The sequence below is a fragment of the Campylobacter sp. RM9334 genome (assembly GCF_020138145.1).
Classification (GTDB): Bacteria; Campylobacterota; Campylobacteria; order Campylobacterales; family Campylobacteraceae; genus Campylobacter_E.
In genome coordinates this window covers 103,782-124,447 of sequence record NZ_JACGAX010000003.1, presented here as the reverse complement: position 1 = coordinate 124,447, position 20,666 = coordinate 103,782, and the positions used below count along the sequence as shown (strand labels likewise).

Here is a 20,666-nt window from a genome sequence, read left to right as displayed (position 1 = left end):
CTAATTATTCACGCCATAAAGTTAATTTCTCTCCTTTAAAGCCACTGCATTTATATAATTTAGTAGTTTCATCTTTACCTTTTAGCTTTAATTCATCAACTAATTCTAATTCATATATACTAGCGTCTTTTAAGGCTGCTAAAGTGTTATGAGAGATTAAGATATTTGCCTTATAGTTTTTACAAGAGCTTTCTACCCTACTTGCGGTATTTACTCCATCTCCTATACAAGTATAATCACTTCTTGAAAGGCTTCCCATCTCCCCTACAATACATTCACCTGTGTTAATTCCTATACCTATATTTATATAAGGAAGTCCTTTTTTGCCCCAATCTTCGTTTAAAAGCTTTAAGGTTTTTATTTGCTCAATTGCAGCTTGTAAAGCACAATCAGCGTGATTTTCTAAATCATTTGGAGCATTAAAATACGCCATAACAGCATCGCCTATATATTTATCAACCGTTCCATTGTATTTAAAAATAATATCACTCATAGGGGTCATATATTTATTTAAAAAATTAACCAAATCAGAAGCATCCATATTCTCACTAATCGTAGTAAAATCTCTAATATCACTAAAAAATACTGATATTTCTCTTTTGCTTGTGCTAAATACATTGCTATCTGTATTAATTAATTGCTCTGCTACTCTTTTTGAAACCTTTTTTTCTAGCTTAGCTTTTATAAATTCTTTTTGTCTGCTTTCTAAAAAGAAGTTAATTAATATCCCAATTACTCCCATAATAGCTAAAACCAAAATAAGTTCAAATGTATGAAGTAAATACTTCTTGCTAATTATAAAATAATAATGCCCTAAAATAATAGTTGCTAAAAGTATTAAATGCCATAAAACTTGCAAAATTATGCTTTTAAAATACATAAAAGAAACACTAAGAGCAATTATTAATAATAAAGAAATTAAAAGTATTTCAGATGAATATTTTGGGGTTGTTAGGTATTCATCATTTAATAAATTATCTATCGCATTTGCGTGGATTTCAACACCTGGTAAGTTTTCATCTAATGGATTGCTTCTAATATCATTAAGCCCTACAACACTAGTTCCAATTAAAACTATTTTATCTTTAAAGAACTCTTTACTAATAGTCCCATCTAAAACATCAATAGCACTAATATAATCATAATGCGGAGATTTTCCTTTAAAATATAAACCAAGCAATGCATGAGCATTTACTACAAAGCTATCCTTATCTCCTAATACTAAATGTATATCTTTAAAATTATCTCCAATTGCTTTAATATCATCAATTCCTAGATATTTTGCATACATTGCAAGACTAAGACTTGGTAAGAGTTGTTTAAACTCACCATCATCATAATAAATCATCATAAAGGCATTTCTAATTACATTATCTAAATGTGAATATGAATTAACAAATCCATTTGCATAAGCATTATCGCTTAATTCTTCTATACTTGCTGTAATATTTTTGCCATGTTCAAGCAATGAATAATCAATATTATCTTCAGCTATGCTTTGATTACTTAATGGGGCTAATTTTTTTTCCGTATCGTTTATATAAGAGCCTAAGTTTATAGCATAGGCTAAAATACTATTTGTCTTTGAAAGTGCCATAGCAAAAGCTTTATCAGTATCTTGAGTGCGTTGGCAAAAATGATATTTTGGAATGTTTAAAGAATTAAACTCCATATCATTCATCTTTTTAGTAATTTCTCCACGCTTATCACTTTCTGCAAAATAAATATCAAATCCTACCACACTAGCAGAATTTAATTTATACACCAAACAAGCAAGAATATCTCTATCCCAAGGCCATTGCCCAAGACTAGCTAAGCTTTTTTCATCAATATCAACTATAGCAATTCTACTATCACCTTTAATATTATGATTAAAATAAGCATTAATTCTAAAAAACATATCGTGAGTTAAATTATCTAGCCTTGTGATAATACCGACTTCTTTTATAGTTATAAAAAATGAAAAAACAATCATTAAAATTGATAAAACTATAAAAGAATAAAATTTCTTAAACTTACTTAAATGTCTAATCAATTTTTAGCCTTTAATTTAATATAAATTTGAAGAATATCAATTGCAGCTGGAGTAATTCCACTAATTCTACTTGCATCAAACAAATTATCAGGCTTATTTTTTTCAAGTTTTTCTACGACTTCATTACTAAGCCCACTAATTCCACGATAAGTAAAATCATTTGGAATTTTAATCTTAATCAAATTCGCTTGATTTTGAATACTTTCATCTTGCAATTTTACATAATGATAATATTTTGCATCAAGTAAAATTTCATCTAAAACAAAATCATTTAAATTAGCCAAACTTGGTGCTAAAGAAAGCATTTTTTCCTTTGTTATCGTGCTACGAGCTATAATTTTTTGAAGAGTTGTTGGTTGAGAAATCGGCTCTTCATTAATACTTGCTAATAATTCATTAAAAGAATTTGAAGGAACAACCCTGCTTTCACATAAAAACTCTAAACCTTTTTTAATATCATTTATTTGATTTTCATAGTATTTAAAGCTATTTTCATCTCTTAAACCACACTCATAAGCGTATTTATTAAGCCTTGTTATTGCATTGCTTTCACGAAGTAATAATCTAAACTCAGCCCTACTTGTAAACATTCTATAAGGCTCTTTTGTGCCTTTTGTAACTAAATCATCAATTAAAACACCAATATATCCTTCATCACGGCGTAACACAAGTCCATCTTTATTATCAATTGCCAAACTTGCATTTATAGCTGCCATAAGCCCTTGAGCTGCTGCTTCTTCATAACCAGTTGTCCCATTTACTTGACCTGCTAGATAGAAGTTTTTAATAATTTTACTTTCTAAAGTATGAAACAAATCAAGTGGGTCAAAATAATCATATTCTATTGCATAGCCGTGTCTTGTGATTTTAGCATTTTCAAAGCCTTTAACCGAGCGTATCATTGAATGTTGAACTTCAAATGGTAAAGAAGTTGAAAAACCATTTATATAATATTCTGTAGCTTCTTTTGTCTGTGGCTCAATAAATAAATGATGACTTTCTTTATCCGCAAAACGATTGATTTTATCTTCTATACTAGGACAATATCTAGGGCCAACTCCTTTAATTTGTCCTGTAAACATAGGAGCTTTATCAAAATTTGAACGGATAATATCATGAGTTGTTGTATTTGTATGCGCTATATAGCAAGGAAGTTGCGGCAATGTATGAGAAGTAAATTCTAAGCTAAATCCTTTAGTATTTAAATCGCTTTCTTGAGTTTCTAATACGCTAAAATCAATACTACTTGCTGCAATTCTAGGACAAGTTCCAGTTTTAAGTCTTCCACGATTAAGCCCTAAAGCAGCTAAATTATCGCCTAACTCACTAGCACTAAGCTCTCCTACACGACCACTTTTTATCTTGCTTAAACCTACATGAATTAAACCATTTAAAAATGTCCCACTGCATAAAATTATTTTCTTAGCTTCATAAGTTTTATTAAGCTCGGTTTTTACTCCATAAGCTTCATTATCTTTTACTAAAAGCTCTGTAACCATTTCTTGAGAAATGTCTAAATTAGGCATATTTAATAATATATTTTTAGCATTTTTATTGTATTCATCCATATCTATTTGAGCTCTAGTCCCACGAACAGCTGCACCTTTGCTCTCATTTAAAGTCTTGTAATTAATCGCACTTAAATCAGTAATCTTTGGCATAATTCCGCCAAGTGCGGCTATTTCTTTTACTAAATGCCCTTTTGCAAGTCCGCCTATTGCAGGATTGCAAGAAGTTGCTCCAATTCTATCGTTTAAAATCGTAAGAAGTAGTGTTTTTTTACCCATTTTAGCACTTGCGTGTGCTGCTTCAACACCAGCATGACCAGCACCAATTACTATAATATCATACATCATTAATCCTTTTTTTTATAATACACTAAGCTTATTGTAAAGGATAAAAATGTTTAATGGTTTAATAAGAGAATGTGGCTTTATAAAAAACTATTCAAATAATGAATTAAGATTAATTTCAAAACTAAAACCAAACATAGGAGATAGCGTAGCAACTAATGGAGCTTGTCTTAGTGTGATAAAAACTCATAATGATGGCTTTAGTCTAAATCTTAGTAGTGAAACTCAAAAAATAATCAAACCTTTTAAAGTAGGTGAAAAAGTGCATACTGAATTAGCAATGCAAGTAGGAGATAGGATTGATGGGCATATTTTAAGTGGGCATATTGATGGGCTTGGTAAAATCATTAAGATAAATAAGCTTGCTAGTGGGATAGATTTTTATATAAGTCTTGATGAAAAATTAATGCCTTTTGTGTGTAATAAAGGTAGCATTGCAATTGATGGAGTAAGCCTTACTATCAATGAAGTTTTAAACAATTCTATAAGACTTACAATAATTGATATTACTTTAAAAGATACTTTATTTAATTCATATAAAATCAATGATTTAGTAAATGTAGAAACTGATATTTTGGCAAGATATGTTCATAGAATGCTAAATTATAAAAATAACTCACTTACTTGGGATGATATTGATAGAATTAGTGCTATTTATTAGGAGTTTTTATGAATGAAGAAATTATGTTAAGAGCTTTAGTGCAAAAAGCACAAGAGATGGATGATGAGTATTTGGTAAATGAAAAATTAGTAAAAATGCTTATTAAAAAACAAGTATCATTTGATAATTACGATAAAATAAACGAGTTTTTAAACTTTATAAAAGACGCTAAAACAAACGCTCAAAAAAGCAAATAAAAAATAATTAAGATATTTAATAATAAATGAATTATTAAATATCTAATTTAAATTCCACGCAAAAGCTCTTAGGCTCGTTGCAATAATATATGTTTGCATTGTGAGCGTTGCAGATTTGTTTGCATAATGCTAAGCCTAAGCCATTGCCTTTTAGCTTAGTTGTATTGAATGCTTCAAAAAGATTAGTAAGATTTGCTATCTTTTCGCCACTATCAAAAACACTAATTTTATATATATTATTTATAATTTCTCCTTTGACTTTGATAGTGCCATTTTCTTCACAAGCATCAATTGCGTTATAAATTAAATTGCTTAAAACTAAGCTTATTAAAGACTTATCAACACTAATTGTAAATGGAGCAAAAGTGCATTCACTTAGAATTATTTCATCACTATTATTATAGGTATTAAAGACATTTTGGCATTCGTTTTCAAATTCTTGCAAATTGAACTCATATTTATTTAGCTTAAACCCACGAGTAAAAAGCAAAGTGCTCTCAATTATTCTCTCAACCCTTTTAATCGCATCTTGCATTTGCATTACAATATGTTTATTTTTAAGCTCAACTTTACTAAAAAGCACCCCTGCTAAAAGTGAAACCGAGCCTATTGGATTTCTAATCTCGTGAGCTAAATTAGCCGCTACTTGACCCATAGAAACAAGCCTTTCATCTCGCTTTTCTTTAGTAATATTTGTAGCCATTATTAGGTGCTTATCAGCGTATTTTATAGATTTGATTTGATAAAAATTATTTAAAAATTCTAATTCATAATGCTCTTTATTAAGGTCAATTTGCCTAAATAATTCATCACTTGCTAATTTGTTTTTCACTACTAGATTTTGATTTTCATCCAAAACCCAAATAGCACTTGGTAAAATCTCAATGATTTCATTTATCATTAGCATTAAACTATCATAAGAAGTCTTTAAAGCCTTGTATTCATTCTCTACTACATAAGTTTGCTCAATTAACGCCTTTAGCCCATCAGCAAAACTCTGCTTATCTGATAAATCTAAGCTATCTAAAATATTTTTATTCATAAATATCCTTTAAATTTTTAAGATTATATTAAAAATATTCATTAGCACGATAAAATTCCATATATTTTTTTAAAAAAAAATTAAATGGACACTTTTCAGCATATCTTTATGATACAATCAAAGCAAATTTTATGAAAGGAAAACAATGTTAGAAATCAAAAATCAATTTTTGTCATTTTTAGATGAACTAAAATTAGTAGTTGAAGATAAAGAAATCTTCTCAAAAATTAATGAATTAAAATCAAGAATTAATTCAACCGAGCTAATAATCCCAGTAGTAGGTGCTTTTAGTGCGGGTAAGAGCACATTGATTAATAATTTTTTAGATAATTCTGTATCTATGGGGGGGGGATTTTACCGACTAAGATAGAGCCTACAACAGCACTTGCAACTGAGCTAAGATTTAATGAAGATGAAAAAATCATAGCAATAGATGAAAACAACCAAAAAATCACTTTAAATATAAACGAGTTAAGCTCTCTAGCTACAAGCAATAGTAATTATAAATATATTCAAGTTTTTTTAAACAATAAAAAATTAAAAGATATTGAACCATTGGTTTTAGTTGATATGCCAGGCTTTGCTGCTAGAAATAATTATCACAATAAAGCCATAATTAATTATCTTTATAAAGGTGCTTATTTTATAATCTTAAATCCAGTTAGTGATGGAACAATACAAAAAGATATCAAAAGTGAAATCAACAACATTACAGAGCATAATAGAGATTTTACATTTTGTTTAAGCAAGACAAATCTAGCAACCCCAAGCACCATAGAAAAAGTAAAAGAGCAAATCCTAGAGCTTTTAGAAGAATACGACTATGATAAGGAAATAATATGCCTAGGAGATAGTAGCGGTAATGAATTATTAAAAGCATTAAAAAGCATTGATAGTGAAAAAATATTTAAAAATATATTCTATGAAGAATTAAAAATATTTAATAAAAGCATTAGAAATATAAGCAAAAATAGTCTAATAAATTTACAATTAAATCAAAAAGATTTTGAAGAAAAATTAAAAGATTTTGCAGCAATAACAAATAAAATAAATAGCACAAAACAAACCTTAAGCGAATTAGGATATCAAAAATACGGAGCTAATGAAGTAGGTCGTATAATACAAAACACAAAAACAACAATTCATAATGACTTAAACCATCTAGCAAATAGAGCTATAAATGGTGCTGATATTTCAAATGATTTAAGTAATATGATTGAAGTAGTATTATCCGCTGAAATAAACAAGTCTTTACTAAAAATCAGAGAAAGCATAGTAAAAGAATTTGAAATAGACCTAGGAAATCTAACCTTAAACAATAATATAAAAAGTTTTGATTTAGATAGTATCAAAACCATTGCTCGTGGCATAGATATACAAGTAGAAAATATCCAAATAGGCAAAATCAATGCTGATACAGGCTTTATAAAAGATATAGCTATCCTTGGTATAAATATTCTTTCAGTATTCAAGCATATTCCTATAATTAATATAGCAACAAATATTTTAAGTGGATTATTAGGTTTTTTAGGTGGAGGCAATAAAGAAGCTGAGCGTGAAGCTAGAGAAGAAGCAAGAAGAGCTAGGGAAGAAGCCGAAGAAAGAGCTAAGAGTAAATTTAAAGAAGAAGTAATGGCTAAAGTAGGAACTGAACTATCTAATATAGTCCCAAATCTTTTTAAAACCCAAGTAGAAGAGCTTAGTAAGGTAATAGCACAAGCTTTTGATGAAAGTATGAAAGAAGAAAAAGAAAGAACACAAAAAGACCTAGAGACACTAAGCAAAACAAAAGAAGTGCTAGATAATCAGATTAATTATTTAAACAAACTAATAAACAAAACACAAGAATTAGAAAACAAATATTTCAAGGAGTAAAAATGCAGATTTTAGCTAAAACAAAAAATTTAGAAGAATTAGTCTTAAAATACGATGATTTACAAACAAGCACAATAACAAGTCTAAAAGATGAGTTTGCAATAGTAAAAAGTGGGGAATTAGAAAAGTATTTAGAAGAGTTAAAAAATAGCCAAAGATTATTAAAAATAGGAATAGTTGGGCGTGTAAAAGCTGGTAAAAGCTCGTTATTAAATACTTTAGTCTTTAATGGAGCTGATGTATTACCTAAGGCTGCTACACCTATGACAGCAGCACTTACTATGATTGAATACGATGAGAATTTAAGTGCTATCGTTGAACTTTATAAACAAGCCGATATTAATGAGATTGAAAATCAGCATTCTCAATATATAAAAGAGCTAAATAGATTAAAAGATATAAAATTTATGGAGTTAAAAGAGAGAAAAGAGAAAAAACTAGATGCTAAATTAAGTAAAGAAGATATAAAAGATATAGAAGAAAAAGCCGAAAAATCAGCAAAAAGAGAGCTAAACGATAATCTTATCCTAAGCTCAAGCTATGATCAATTTGAAAGAATTAAAGCAAATCCACTAAAACTAAAAGATGAATTTGTAACCATCAAAGCAAACAATATAAACGAATTAAATAAAGAGCTTTTAGAATATGTTGGAGCTAATGGTAGGTTTATGCCTTATACAAAATCAGTTACCTTGAAGCTAAACGAAGAAAGCTTAAAAAATATCCAAATCATTGACACCCCAGGCGTAAATGACCCAATAGTATCTCGTGAAGCAAGGACAAAAGAGCTTTTACATAAATGCGATGTGGTGTTTATAGTATCTCCATCAGGGCAGTTTCTAAACCAAGAAGATACTAATTTAATGGATAGATTAGGCAATAAAGACGGAGTAAATGAGCTATTTGTAATAGCGTCTAAAATGGATGAGCAACTTTATGGCTCATTAAAAACTGAAACCAATGAAGATTTAGACCTAGCCTTAGATAAGCTTAAAACCAGCTTTACAAAACAACTAAAAGGCTACTGCGAAGAACAAGAAAAAGAATGCGAATATGCAAAAGCTTTATGGCAAAATTTAAGCAAAAATGAAGTGATTACTTCATCAGGGATGGCTTATTCTATACTAAATCATCTAGGCTCATTAGATGAGAATGAAGAGCATGTGATGAACCTTTTAAGAATGAATTATCCTAATTATTTTAACGAGAAAAATACTAAAGAAAATCTAAAAAAATTAGCAAATATAGAATTAGTCAAAGAAAAACTAAACTATGTAAAAGAACTAAAAGATGAATTGTTAAACAAAAAATCAAATGAGTTTATAAGTGCTAAAACAAACGATTTTAACGATTTTATAAAAGAATTAGAAAAGCTAATTTCAAATGATTTAAAATCTTTAAAAGATATGGATTTAGACTCACTCAAAAAACAAGAACAAGAATTAGCCAAAGCAAAAGAAGTAGCATCAAAAGAGCTTAGTAAAAGATACAAAGAGCATATAAACGAAATTGGTGAAAAAATCAAAAAACACCTTCAAAACACAGCTAAAGCGTATTTTTCTAAAGAAAACGAAAATGTAGATGATAGCGTAAGTACAGAGACTAAAGAAGAAAGATATACAGATTATGAAACAAGAAGAGTAAAAAGAAGCACAAGCAAATGGTATAACCCTTTTAGTTGGGGAAGTTATGAGTATGATTATGAAGAATACCCAGTTACAAGATACAGAACCATTACTACTACAAATGTAATGGCAGGGACTATTCATAGTGGCTTAATAGCACTTACAAATAAACTTGAAGAGTTAATCAGTCTAAACGCTAATGAATATCTAAACTCATGGAAGAAAAATCTAAGCAAAATCTTAATGCAAACTTTAAGAGAAAATATGGATAGAGAATTTATAGATGAAATCATCATAGCAAAGGCTATAAATAAAGTTATAAGTTCTATAAAAACCCCTGATATATCATACTCAAGCAAAATGCCAAGCTCACTAAATCGTAGCGGAAGATTAAGCGATAGCGAAGGCAAAAACTATGTAGCAGAAGTAAAAAACTACCTAGATAGCCTAGAAGCAAATGTAATTAGTGATATAAATAATTTCATCACTAATATACTAAAACATTTGCAGAATAAGGATTTAAGTGGCGAAATCTTTTTAAGTTGTCAAAAAGAACTAAACAAACTAGCTTTAGATATAGAAAACAAAGAAGCAGCAATTAAAACAAAAGAAACAATATTAAAAGAAATCAAAAAATTAGGAGAATAAAATGGCAAAGAAAAAATTAAGTTCATATCAAAAATTAAAAAAGAATATGAAAGCTTTAAAGCACGAGTTAAACGACAAAGAATTAGAGTTAAGAGAGCAGATTATTAAAAATCTCAATACAGAAGAAATCAAGCTACAAAATAAGCTTATCTCAAAACTTTTAAACGCCAAGATTAAAAACAAAGGTCTAATGAATTATCACGAACTTTTAAACAATGACTTTTTAGAGTTTGCAAATTATGAAGAATCGCTATCAAACGAAGCAGAAGCTATAATAAAACTCCAAACCATAGAAAAAAAGCTTGAAATCATTTCAAGCTACCCTGATATATTTACTAAAAATATCATTGCAGTTGGCGGTGGCTTTAGTGCAGGTAAAAGTGAGTTCATAAGCTCATTTATAAACGATGATGAAGTAAAACTTCCTATAGGAATAGAGCCAACTACAGCAATTCCTACTTATGTAATAAATAAAGATGAGCCTATGATATTAGCTTGCAATAACCAAAGCGCAAGTATAAATCTAAATGAAATAGATAGTAATATGTATAAAAAACTATCACATAAGTTTATAAACTCATTTGGCTTTAATCTTAAACAAATAATGCCTTATATGGTATTAGGTACTAAACTAAAGTTTGATAATATTTGCTTTATAGATACACCAGGCTATAATCCATCAAGCTCAGCAAGTGATTACACAAGTGAAGATTTAAACACAGCTAAAGATTATTTAAAAAATGCAAGTGCTTTAATATGGCTAATAGGACTTGATGCAAACGGAACTATACCTAAGAGTGATTTAGACTTTTTAGATGAATTAGAGCTAGATGATAAAGAACTTTACATAGTATTAAACAAAGCTGATTTAAAAACAAAAAGCGATATAGAAAAGATTATTTCTACAGTAGCTGATGTCTTAGATGAATATGGCTTAGATTATAGTGGTATAAGTGCTTATAGTTCGTTGCAAAAATTAGAAATCGCTTATGATGATAAGTCTTTAGATGAGTTTTTAAGCACACTAAATAAAACAAATATAAGTGTAAAAGAAAGCTTGTATAAAGAATTAAGAGCTATAAAAGCTGAGTTTGATATTACTATCATAGATGAGATGAATGCTAAGGATAGATTATATAAATCATTTGATTGTATAAGTGATGAATTATTTAATAATGCTAAGGCTAAAGAACATTTAGATAAATTAGAACAATTTATAATAAAAGCAAGAGATAAAAGACTACAAAACACCCTAAATAATACCTTTGCTAAATTTGAAGATAGCTTTAAAGCTTTCTTTGGAGATGAGATAAGCTATAAATACAAGCCAACCACAAAAGAAGAACTAAAAAAACTAGCAAATGATGAGAGTATAAACCTAGCTAATATTGATACAAGTTTGATAACTGATATGAGTGGGTTATTTCAATATAGCAAACGCAAAGACTTTAGTGGGATAAATACTTGGGATACTTCTAGGGTAAGAAATATGAGTTATATGTTTAATAAATGCGAACACTTTAATGAAGAACTTAGCTTTGATACGAGAAAAGTAAAAACAATGAGATGTATGTTTGCAGGGTGTGAAAATTTTAATAAAGAGATTAATTTTGATACAAGCAATGTAACTTATATGGGTGGAATGTTTAGTTGGTGCACTAACTTTAACAAACCTTTAAACTTTGATACTTCTAAGGTAACTGATATGAGTTGTATGTTTTTAAATTGTCCTAATTTCAATCAAAAACTAAAATTTGATACAAAAAATGTAGTTACAATGGAAAAAATGTTTGCTAATCTAAATATAAAAAAATTAGAAAAAGAAAATATGGCTGACAGACAATACTCTAATTATCTATTTAATCAAGAAATAAATTTTAATACTCCAAATCTTAAAAATACAAGTTTTATGTTTTATGGGTGCTATGATTTTAATTCTAATGTATTTTTATCAGATACTTCTAAAGTAGAAGATATGGCTTTTATGTTTTCAAACTGTATTAACTTTAATAAAAATATAAAATTTGATACCTCAAGGGTTAAAACAATGCGTTATATGTTTGCAGGATGCTCAAGCTTACATAAGCTACAAAGCCTATCAATACCGACTGCTGTTATTAAACCGACTGCTGTTGTTAAAAAGTATGTTTCGAATACTAATAGTTCTAGTAGGCTACAAAGGCTATAAATACCAAGTTCTGCTGATACTGTTGGAATGTTTACTGGAACTACCTATACAATCAAATAAAAAATCTTAGGAATTTCAATTGAAATTCCTAGTTCAAATTCTTTTAAAAATATTTTATATGGACATAATCAGGACTATCAATATGCTAAACTAAAAATAAACATTAAAGGAAGCTAATGAAAATTTTAGTTAAAGACAAAAGCGAATTAATTGATTTTGTATTAAATCAAAATATTGATTTAAGCTATTTAGACACAAGTTTAATCACAGATATGAGCGAATTATTTCTAAACTCTAATAGAAAAGATTTTAGTGGCATAAATACTTGGGATACTTCTAATGTTACTAATATGAAAGCTATGTTTAGTGGGTGTAGTAATTTTAATAAAACACTATATTTTGATACTTCTAGCGTTACTAATATGCAAGAAATGTTTAAAAACTGCAAAGCATTTAATAAAAGCTTAAACCTAAACACAAGCAATGTTACTAATATGAAAGCTATGTTTAGTGGGTGTAGTAATTTTAATAAAACACTATATTTTGATACTTCTAGCGTTACTAATATGCAAGAAATGTTTAAAAACTGCAAAGCATTTAATAAAAGCTTAAACCTAAACACAAGCAATGTTACTAATATGAAAGCTATGTTTAGTGGGTGCAATGCCTTTAATAGCGATATTAATTTTAATACGCATTGTGTTGTTGATATGTCAATGATGTTTGATAATTGCACTAATTTTAATAAAGTTCTTAACTTTAACACTATTAATGTTAAAAATATGAATGCTATGTTTTATAACTGCATTAATTTTAATCAAAGCCTTAATTTTGATACCACAAACACTCTTAATATGAGCGAAATGTTTGCAGAATGTAAAAATTTCAATAGTTCATTAGATTTAAATACTGCTAATGTTAATAATATGAGTTATATGTTTTATAACTGCATTAATTTTAATCAAAGCCTTGACTTTAATACCGAGAATGTTTTTAAAATGAATGCTATGTTTTATAATTGTGTAAATTTTAATCAAAGCCTTGACTTTAATACCGAGAATGTTTTTGATATGAGTGAAATGCTTTATAACTGCATTAATTTTAATCAAGAAATCAATCTCAATAGCAAAAAAACGCACAATATGAGCTCAATGTTTTATAATTGTATTAATCTAAATAAGCCAATTAATCTTAAAACTTCAAATGTTATCAATATGAATAGAATGTTTTGTAATTGCTCTAATTTTAATCAAGAACTCACATTTGATACAAAGCTAGTAAAGGATATGTTTTATATGTTTAAAGACTGCGTTAGTCTTAATAAAACTTTTCATTTTAATTTAAATAAAATAGAAAAATTCAACGATAAAAATACTATGAAAATTAATTTAAAAACCTATATAAAAAATATGATTTTAAAAAATTGCCCTGCAATTATTGAAATTCCTAATTCAAATTACACGAATTTAAATCAATCAAATCACAAATAAAAGGAGAATAAATGTCAAAAACAAATGAATTAAAATACAAGCCTAAAAATAAAAAAGAATTAAAGGTTTTAGTAAGTGATGAGAGTATAAATCTAGCTGATATTGATACGAGTTTGATAACTAATATGAGTGAGCTTTTTAAAGATAGTGAGCGAAAAGACTTTAGCGGCATAAATACTTGGGACACTTCTAGGGTAAAAAATATGTGCAGTATGTTTGAAAATTGTAAAAACTTCAATCAAGCTTTAGATTTTGATACTAGAAATGTAACTAATATGAGTGAGATGTTTAAATGGTGTGAGAAATTTAATAAACCTTTAAATTTTAATACTAGTAATGTAACTGATATGAATGGGATGTTTTCTGGATGTGATAATTTTAATCAACCTTTAGATTTTGATACTAGTAATGTAAGTGATATGGGTTGGATGTTTTCTGGATGTGATAATTTTAATCAACCTTTAGATTTTGATACTAGTAATGTAACTGATATGCATGGGATGTTTGCTTGGTGTATAAGCTTTAATCAAGAACTTAAGTTTGATACTAGTAATGTAAGTGATATGGATTGGATGTTTCGTGGATGTGATAATTTTAATCAACCTTTAGATTTTGATACTAGTAATGTAACTCATATGAATGGGATGTTTTTTAATTGTATAAATTTTAATCAAGCTTTAGATTTTGATACTAGTAATGTAACTAATATGAGTGGGATGTTTCGTGGATGTGATAATTTTAATCAAGCTTTAAATTTTGATACTAGTAATGTAACTAATATGAGTGGGATGTTTTCTGGATGTGATAATTTTAATCAACCTTTAGGTTTTAATACTAGAAATGTAACTAATATGAGTGAGATGTTTTCTTTTTGCGAGAATTTTAATCAGCCTTTAGATTTTGATACTAGAAATGTAACTAGTATGAGTAGAATGTTTGATAGATGTAAGAATTTTAATCAGCCTTTAGATTTTGATACTAGAAATGTAACTAGTATGAGTGGGATGTTTGCTTGGTGTATAAGCTTTAATCAAGAGCTTAAGTTTGATACTAGTAAAGTAATCGGTATGAATTGGATGTTTGATAGATGTAAGAATTTTAATCAGCCTTTAGATTTTAATACTAGAAATGTAACTAATATGAGTGAAATGTTTTATGGATGTGGTAGTTTTAACCAGCCTTTAGATTTTAATACTAGAAATGTAACTGATATGAGTGCGATGTTTTCTTTTTGCGAGAATTTTAATCAGCCTTTAGATTTTGATACTAGAAATGTAACTGATATGAGTGCGATGTTTTCTTTTTGCGAGAATTTTAATCAGCCTTTAGATTTTAATACTAGTAATGTAACTGATATGAGTGGGATGTTTAGCGAATGTAAGAATTTCAATCAGACTTTAGATTTTGATACTAGTAATGTAAATAATATGCACCGAATGTTTTTTAATTGTATAAATTTTAATCAAGCTTTAAACTTTGATACTAGCAATGTAACTGATATGAGTGGGATGTTTTGTGGGTGTGAAAGTTTTAATCAAGCAATCAATTTTAACATTTCAAAAGCTAATATTTATGGGCTTATATTTAGATGTTATGCATATAAACAAGAAATTAATTTTGCTAACGATACACTAATAAAAAGCGTTTATAAACCTAAAACAAAAGAAGAATTAAAAGCCTTAGTAGATAATGAGAGTATAAATTTAGGCGAAATTGATACGAGTTTAATAACTGATATGAGTAGATTATTTTATAAATCAAAAAGAAAAAACTTTCAAGGAATAAACACTTGGAATATTACTAATGTAAAGGATATGAGCTATATGTTTTATAAATGTAAAGGCACTTATAAGATTAATTTTGCTATATTTAGCGATGTTGATACTAAATATATGTTTGATCATAGCAACCTTGATGATTACATTATTAGGAATTAAATTCCTAATAAATCCTTATTAAGTCTTGCGGCAAAACCTGTTGCTTTGTGATTTTTATACTCTATTCTTTAAAACTTCTTTTAAAATATTTGCTAAGCATTGTTATTTTAAAATCCCACTAATTAAACAAAATCTAATTTAATAATTTCATCTAAAGTATTAAAAATCATTTTATAAGCTCTAAAACTTGCTTTATTATTTTTGGGTGTAAGGTTTTGTCGCTATGAAAAGGTAAAACCATTCTTAAATTATCTTTATAATATATCTTATGGCTACCTTTTTGTCTATCAAAAATAAAGCCGTTTTCTAAAAGCAATTTTTCACATTCTTTAGCAGTAAGCACTGGTAATTCAGGCATATTTGCCAACTTGCAAAGGAACTATAGAGACAAAAGCATTTAAAAGCTTTAATCTCTCATCATCACTTAAGCTCTCTAAATATAATTCGCTTGCTTCTTTTATGTTTTCTAATGCTTCTTCGTAAGTATCGCCTTGCGAAACGCAGCCTTTTAGAGCAGGAACATAAGCATAATAACCATTCTCATCTTTTTCTATGATTGCATTCATTTTATTCTCCTAATAAATCCTTATTAAGTCTTGCGGCAAAACCTGTTGCTTTGTGATTTTTGTATTCTTTAATGATTTCGCCGTTTTCATCTAGGATAAAACACGAGCGAATAAGCCCTTCGTATTCTTTACCATAATTTTTCTTAATCCCCCAAGCACCAAATAGCTTAGCCACTTCTTTAAATTCATCGCTTAATAAAATCTGATTTAAGCCGTATTCAGCTTTAAATTTCGCTAGTTTTTCACACTTATCAGGGCTAATTCCAATCAGCACATATCCTGCATTAAGCAATTTATCAAAACTCTCACTTAATTCACAATTTTGCTTAGTACAACCTGGAGTGTAAGCTTTTGGATAAAAAAACACTATCACCTTTTTACCGCGAAAATCACTTAGATTAATCGCTACTTCATCTTGATTTAATAAAGTAAATTCCATATTTAATCCTTTAAAACTTCTTTTATAATATTTGCTAAGCATTCTAATTGATTAGGTAAAACGCTCCTTAAATCAATTATTATGCTATCTTTATCATAATTAGCCACTACACCTTTATTTAAAAGTTCGTTTATCTTGCTTTTATTAGCCTTAATTTTTAAAGCATAGCCACTTAGTAATTTTTCAGGCATTGAGCCACCCCCTACTAGGCTTTTGCTCTCTATGATTTCGCCAAAATTTATTAGCTCTTGCAAGGTTTTTGCTTTGTTTAAGACTTGAGATTTTGTATCATTTAATAAAGCTAGGCTTGGTAGATTTGCATAGTCTTTATTTAAATAATTTTTAACAGCTTTTGTCAGTATTAATAAACTAGTTTTATTTAGCCTAAACATTCTTAAAAGCTGATTTTTGCGTAATTTTTCAATTAGTTCTTTTTTACCTAAAATAATTCCTGCTTGAGTGCTAGAAAATAATTTATCCCCACTAAATGAAACCAAGCTAATACCTTTAGATATTAGGCTTTTTACACTAGGCTCATCTTTTAAACTATCATTTATTAAATCCACATAGCCACTACCTAAATCATAATAAAATATTTTTTCATTTTTACAAGCTAAATCATTTAGGCTAATCGCATCTACTTCTTGACTAAATCCACCGATATAAAAGTTTGATTTATGAGTTTTTAAAATCATTTTTGCATTGTTTAATTCAGCTTCATAATCGCTCATCTTAGTCTTATTAGTAGTTCCTACTTCAATAAGCCTTGCTCCACTTTCACGCATTACATCGCTTACTCTAAATCCCCCGCCAATTTCTACTAGCTCGGCTCTACTTGTAATTACACCTTCGTTTTTGCCTAAAGTATTTAATACTAAAAATACAGCAGCAGCGTTATTATTTACCACAAGTGCATCTTCGCAACCAAAAAGCATTTTTAAATAAAATATGAGATTTTCATCTCTTTTACCCCTTGCATTGCTTTCTAAATCAAATTCTAAATTAATATTATTAGTATGAAAAGCCTTTAATTCATCATAATCACTCTCGCTCATTAAAGCACGACCAAGATTTGTATGAAGCACCACACCAGTAGCATTTATCAATGCTCTTGGCTCTTTTAATAGCCTTTTATTAATTCTTTCATTAAGCTCTTTGAGTATCATCTCGTAACTTTGCTCTTTATTAGTAGCTCTTAGTTCATTTATTAATTCTTTAGCCAAAAAGCTAACTAAAAAACTAGGTTTATCATTAAAGGCATTAATTAATTTTGATATTTGTGGTAGCATTTTAAAATCCTTAAATATTTTTTAAAATACTAGCAAGGAAAGGTAAAAATGAAAGAATTTGCATATTTAAAAAAGGCTGATTTTATAGATGATTTAGGCAAAAATATAGCCGTTATAAATAGCCCTACTAATGAGAAATTTCTAATAGCAAATGATAAGGCTTTAAATGCTTTAATCTATGCTCCTGAAATTGATTTTTATATAAAAAACTCAAGTGCTTTTAATAATGAAAAATTAGAAAAATTATATGAAGCAAGAGCTATTAATTATGATTATTCAAGTGAGATTAATTTATATGCGAATATTGATAAAAGAATTTGCATATTATTTGATGATAAAGATTTAAAAAACAAATTAATAGATAATGGTTATAAGGCTGTTTGCGTTAGTGAATTTGAGTTTGTTTATGGTGGGATTGGCTCACTTGTAGTAGTTACTAAAGAAGGCGAATTAGATTGTGATTTAGCTATTTCACAAACAAAACTAAACAATCACGCAGTATTAATAAATCATGAAAATATACTGCAAGATTTAAATTCTTTAACGGGTAAAATTAGCTTTACAAGAAAGATTGAGTTTAATTCAAGTTTATGTCAATTAGATGGGCGTAGGAGTGAGCATTGTGGTTGGTGCGTTGAGGCCTGTCCTAGCGTGGCTTTAAGCACTGATGATAAAAAAATCATAATAAGCGAAATTGATTGTATTAATTGTGCAAAATGCGTAAGCGTATGTCCTACTAATGCACTTGAGTTTTGTGAGTTTAATAAAGATTGCATAAAAGAAATTAGCAAAATCTATGAAAACGAGCAAATAATCATAACTCAAAATTATGATAATGATTTTAATATAAAGCATTTTTTACCATTTAATATACCTTTTGATTTATTAGATGAATTAATACTTTTACATTTAATAAACACAAGTGGTAAAAGCATTGCTATAGTCGGAGATATTAGCGAATTTTTAGCCGAAAAAATCAACTTAGTAAATGATATTTGTAAGGCAATCACAGGAAAAATAGCTATATATGTAAATGCAAATTTAGATGAAATTCCAAATGAATTGATAAAAGAATTTAAATCAAGCGAAAGTAATTTTAGATTAAATAAAAGAGAGCTTTTTGGCTTAAAAATCTCTTCTATGTTAAATAATTTAGATAAAGGCGTAATCACTGCTAAAAATTATGCAAAAATTAGCATAAATGAAAGCACTTGCACCCTTTGTGCTTCTTGTGCTGGGGCTTGTAATACGAACGCAATTTTAGCTGATAGTAAAGAAAATGCTATTAAATTTAACGCATCATTATGCACAAGTTGTGGATATTGCATAAATTCTTGTGCTGAAAAAGATACTATTTTTATACAAAATGATATTTTAGAACTAAATCCGATTAGCTTTACTCATAAAACTTTAGCTAAAGATGAATTGTTTGCTTGTATTGAGTGTGGTAAAGAATTTGCTACTAAAAAATCAATTGATAAAATAGCTGGTATTTTAGGGGCTGCTTTTAGCTCTGATGTTACGAAAAAATACTCGCTTTATTGTTGTGCTGATTGTAAAGCTAAGATAATGATGCTAAAACAAGCTCAAGTTTTTGATGATACAAATAGTTTTTTTGCACCACTTGAAGAAAAATTAAATAAATTTTTGAAAGGTTAAAATGAACGAAGAATTAAATATAACTAGGTCATATTTTTACGAATTTTGCGCTAGAGCAATTAGCTTTATGAATAATGATGATTTTAATACTTTAAGAGAACAAGCTAAGTTTTTTTATGATAATTTAGATGATTTAAAAGATGATTTTAAAGTAATTTTAGATACTGATTATGCAGCTTATAAAGATGAGCAAAATGCTGTTTTTTATGATTTTTCTTATGTAAATGTGCCTACTGATGCTAGTTTTTATGATGAAGGGCGTGATAATGGCAAAATGAGAATAATTGCAACAGGAATTTTAAAAAGAGCTAATTTAATCAAAAACACAAATCTTAGCGATAATGAAGATAGTATGAATTTTTTATTTTATCTAGGTAGCGTTTTATGCAAAAATAATGATGAATTATGTCAGGAGCTATTTTCAAGAATTATTAATGAAGTTGTAGATGAGTTTTGTGAAAAACTACAAACTCATAAAAACTCAAAAATATTTACTCATATTGCAAATATCATATCTTATTTAATACAAATTGAAAGGGCATTTTATAGTGTAAATGCACCTGCTAAAAAAGAATCGGTTGCTGATATTGCATTACAAAGAATACCTTATGAACCAAGACTTCCAACCGAGTTTTCAAAAATCAATATGAGTGAGCTAACTAGCTTTAAAGAAAATATAGAATAAGTTTTATAAAGGAATAAAATGAAGATAATGTTTGTATGTTTAGGCAATATTTGTCGCTCTCCTATGGCTGAGTTTATTATGAAAAACTTATGCAAAAATAAAGAATTTAAAATAACAAGTTCAGGAACAGCAGGTTATCACGATGGAGAAGATATGCATATAGGCACGAAAAAACTTTTAAAAAATAAAAATATTGAATGCGATAATTTCGTATCAAAAAAACTCACAAAAAAATTATGCCAAGAATATGATTTAATCCTTACTATGGACGAGAGTAATTATAAAGATGTTTTAAATAATTTTTCTGAGTTTAAAGACAAAGTAAAACCAATATGTTCTTATTGTGATTTAGGATATAAAAATGTACCTGACCCTTGGTATACAAATAATTTTGATGAAGTTTATATGATTTTAAATAATGCTTGCAAAAACATTTTAAAAGAAATTGAAAATAATAAGATTTAGCTAAAAACTAAA

General features: G+C 28.1%; 18 protein-coding genes. 11 read left to right on the top strand and 7 right to left on the bottom strand.

The window, feature by feature from the left end:
• Window positions 1–4 precede the first annotated feature (4 nt).
• Both AVBRAN9334_RS02425 and mnmG read right to left on the bottom strand, forming a co-directional pair.
• On the bottom strand, window positions 5–2,035 hold the full coding sequence (locus AVBRAN9334_RS02425; protein ID WP_336606928.1) for a CHASE2 domain-containing protein: 2,031 nt from the start codon (window positions 2,033–2,035) through the stop codon (window positions 5–7).
• Entirely contained in the window at window positions 2,032–3,888 is a 1,857-nt protein-coding gene (gene mnmG, locus AVBRAN9334_RS02420; RefSeq protein WP_214116728.1) for a tRNA uridine-5-carboxymethylaminomethyl(34) synthesis enzyme MnmG, read from the bottom strand. The genes AVBRAN9334_RS02425 and mnmG overlap by 4 nt, the downstream gene beginning before the upstream one ends.
• A 49-nt stretch (window positions 3,889–3,937) precedes the next feature.
• On the opposite strand from mnmG, the gene AVBRAN9334_RS02415 reads away from it, so the two are divergent.
• Together AVBRAN9334_RS02415 and AVBRAN9334_RS02410 are read left to right on the top strand one after the other, a co-directional pair.
• Complete coding sequence (locus tag AVBRAN9334_RS02415) at window positions 3,938–4,549, top strand: riboflavin synthase (RefSeq protein ID WP_214116726.1); 612 nt, start codon at window positions 3,938–3,940, stop codon at window positions 4,547–4,549.
• An 8-nt stretch (window positions 4,550–4,557) separates the two neighbouring features.
• A complete protein-coding gene (locus AVBRAN9334_RS02410) occupies window positions 4,558–4,746 on the top strand; it encodes a hypothetical protein (RefSeq protein WP_336606927.1) in 189 nt (62 codons plus the stop codon).
• A 34-nt stretch (window positions 4,747–4,780) separates the two neighbouring features.
• Here the strand turns inward: AVBRAN9334_RS02410 and AVBRAN9334_RS02405 are convergent, their stop codons facing one another.
• Entirely contained in the window at window positions 4,781–5,788 is a 1,008-nt protein-coding gene (locus AVBRAN9334_RS02405) for a sensor histidine kinase (protein WP_336606926.1), read from the bottom strand.
• A 145-nt stretch (window positions 5,789–5,933) separates the two neighbouring features.
• On the opposite strand from AVBRAN9334_RS02405, the gene AVBRAN9334_RS02400 reads away from it, so the two are divergent.
• From AVBRAN9334_RS02400 to AVBRAN9334_RS02375, 6 genes are all read left to right on the top strand, one after another.
• The gene (locus AVBRAN9334_RS02400; protein ID WP_267525288.1) at window positions 5,934–6,158 is read left to right on the top strand and encodes a hypothetical protein; all 225 of its coding nucleotides are present in this window, start codon (window positions 5,934–5,936) and stop codon (window positions 6,156–6,158) included.
• Window positions 6,125–7,663, top strand: a complete 1,539-nt coding sequence (locus AVBRAN9334_RS02395) for a dynamin family protein (RefSeq protein ID WP_336606935.1) — start codon at window positions 6,125–6,127, stop codon at window positions 7,661–7,663. Before AVBRAN9334_RS02400 ends, AVBRAN9334_RS02395 begins: the two co-directional genes overlap by 34 nt.
• A gap of 2 nt (window positions 7,664–7,665) precedes the next feature.
• Window positions 7,666–9,936, top strand: coding sequence for a dynamin family protein (locus AVBRAN9334_RS02390; RefSeq protein WP_336606925.1), 2,271 nt, complete (start codon window positions 7,666–7,668; stop codon window positions 9,934–9,936).
• Between the two features lies 1 nt (window position 9,937).
• The gene (locus AVBRAN9334_RS02385; protein ID WP_336606924.1) at window positions 9,938–12,124 is read left to right on the top strand and encodes a BspA family leucine-rich repeat surface protein; all 2,187 of its coding nucleotides are present in this window, start codon (window positions 9,938–9,940) and stop codon (window positions 12,122–12,124) included.
• Window positions 12,125–12,300: 176 nt separating this feature from the next.
• Window positions 12,301–13,614, top strand: a complete 1,314-nt coding sequence (locus AVBRAN9334_RS02380; protein WP_336606923.1) for a BspA family leucine-rich repeat surface protein — start codon at window positions 12,301–12,303, stop codon at window positions 13,612–13,614.
• Between the two features lie 11 nt (window positions 13,615–13,625).
• Window positions 13,626–15,551: a BspA family leucine-rich repeat surface protein gene (locus AVBRAN9334_RS02375; RefSeq protein WP_336606922.1), complete on the top strand. Its 1,926-nt coding sequence runs from the start codon at window positions 13,626–13,628 to the stop codon at window positions 15,549–15,551.
• A gap of 166 nt (window positions 15,552–15,717) precedes the next feature.
• On the opposite strand, the gene AVBRAN9334_RS02370 is transcribed toward AVBRAN9334_RS02375, so the two are convergent.
• Genes AVBRAN9334_RS02370 through selA form a run of 4 tightly spaced genes read right to left on the bottom strand, consistent with a single transcriptional unit; the run spans window position 15,718 to window position 17,845 of the window.
• On the bottom strand, window positions 15,718–15,909 hold the full coding sequence (locus AVBRAN9334_RS02370; protein WP_336606921.1) for a type II toxin-antitoxin system HicA family toxin: 192 nt from the start codon (window positions 15,907–15,909) through the stop codon (window positions 15,718–15,720).
• Window positions 15,902–16,117 carry a type II toxin-antitoxin system HicB family antitoxin gene (locus AVBRAN9334_RS02365; protein ID WP_214149745.1) on the bottom strand — a complete coding sequence of 72 codons (216 nt, stop codon included), beginning with the start codon at window positions 16,115–16,117 and terminating at the stop codon, window positions 15,902–15,904. The genes AVBRAN9334_RS02370 and AVBRAN9334_RS02365 overlap by 8 nt, the downstream gene beginning before the upstream one ends.
• Before the next feature lies 1 nt (window position 16,118).
• On the bottom strand, window positions 16,119–16,556 hold the full coding sequence (gene bcp, locus AVBRAN9334_RS02360) for a thioredoxin-dependent thiol peroxidase (RefSeq protein ID WP_214120049.1): 438 nt from the start codon (window positions 16,554–16,556) through the stop codon (window positions 16,119–16,121).
• 2 nt (window positions 16,557–16,558) lie between these two features.
• Entirely contained in the window at window positions 16,559–17,845 is a 1,287-nt protein-coding gene (gene selA / locus AVBRAN9334_RS02355) for an L-seryl-tRNA(Sec) selenium transferase (RefSeq protein ID WP_336606920.1), read from the bottom strand.
• A 48-nt stretch (window positions 17,846–17,893) separates the two neighbouring features.
• On the opposite strand from selA, the gene AVBRAN9334_RS02350 reads away from it, so the two are divergent.
• The 3 genes from AVBRAN9334_RS02350 to AVBRAN9334_RS02340 are packed head-to-tail and all read left to right on the top strand — an operon-like array spanning window position 17,894 to window position 20,654.
• Window positions 17,894–19,504: a 4Fe-4S binding protein gene (locus tag AVBRAN9334_RS02350; RefSeq protein ID WP_336606919.1), complete on the top strand. Its 1,611-nt coding sequence runs from the start codon at window positions 17,894–17,896 to the stop codon at window positions 19,502–19,504.
• A 1-nt stretch (window position 19,505) separates the two neighbouring features.
• Window positions 19,506–20,189, top strand: a complete 684-nt coding sequence (locus tag AVBRAN9334_RS02345; RefSeq protein WP_336606918.1) for a hypothetical protein — start codon at window positions 19,506–19,508, stop codon at window positions 20,187–20,189.
• Between the two features lie 18 nt (window positions 20,190–20,207).
• Window positions 20,208–20,654, top strand: coding sequence for a low molecular weight protein-tyrosine-phosphatase (locus AVBRAN9334_RS02340; RefSeq protein WP_336606917.1), 447 nt, complete (start codon window positions 20,208–20,210; stop codon window positions 20,652–20,654).
• Window positions 20,655–20,666 lie beyond the last annotated feature (12 nt).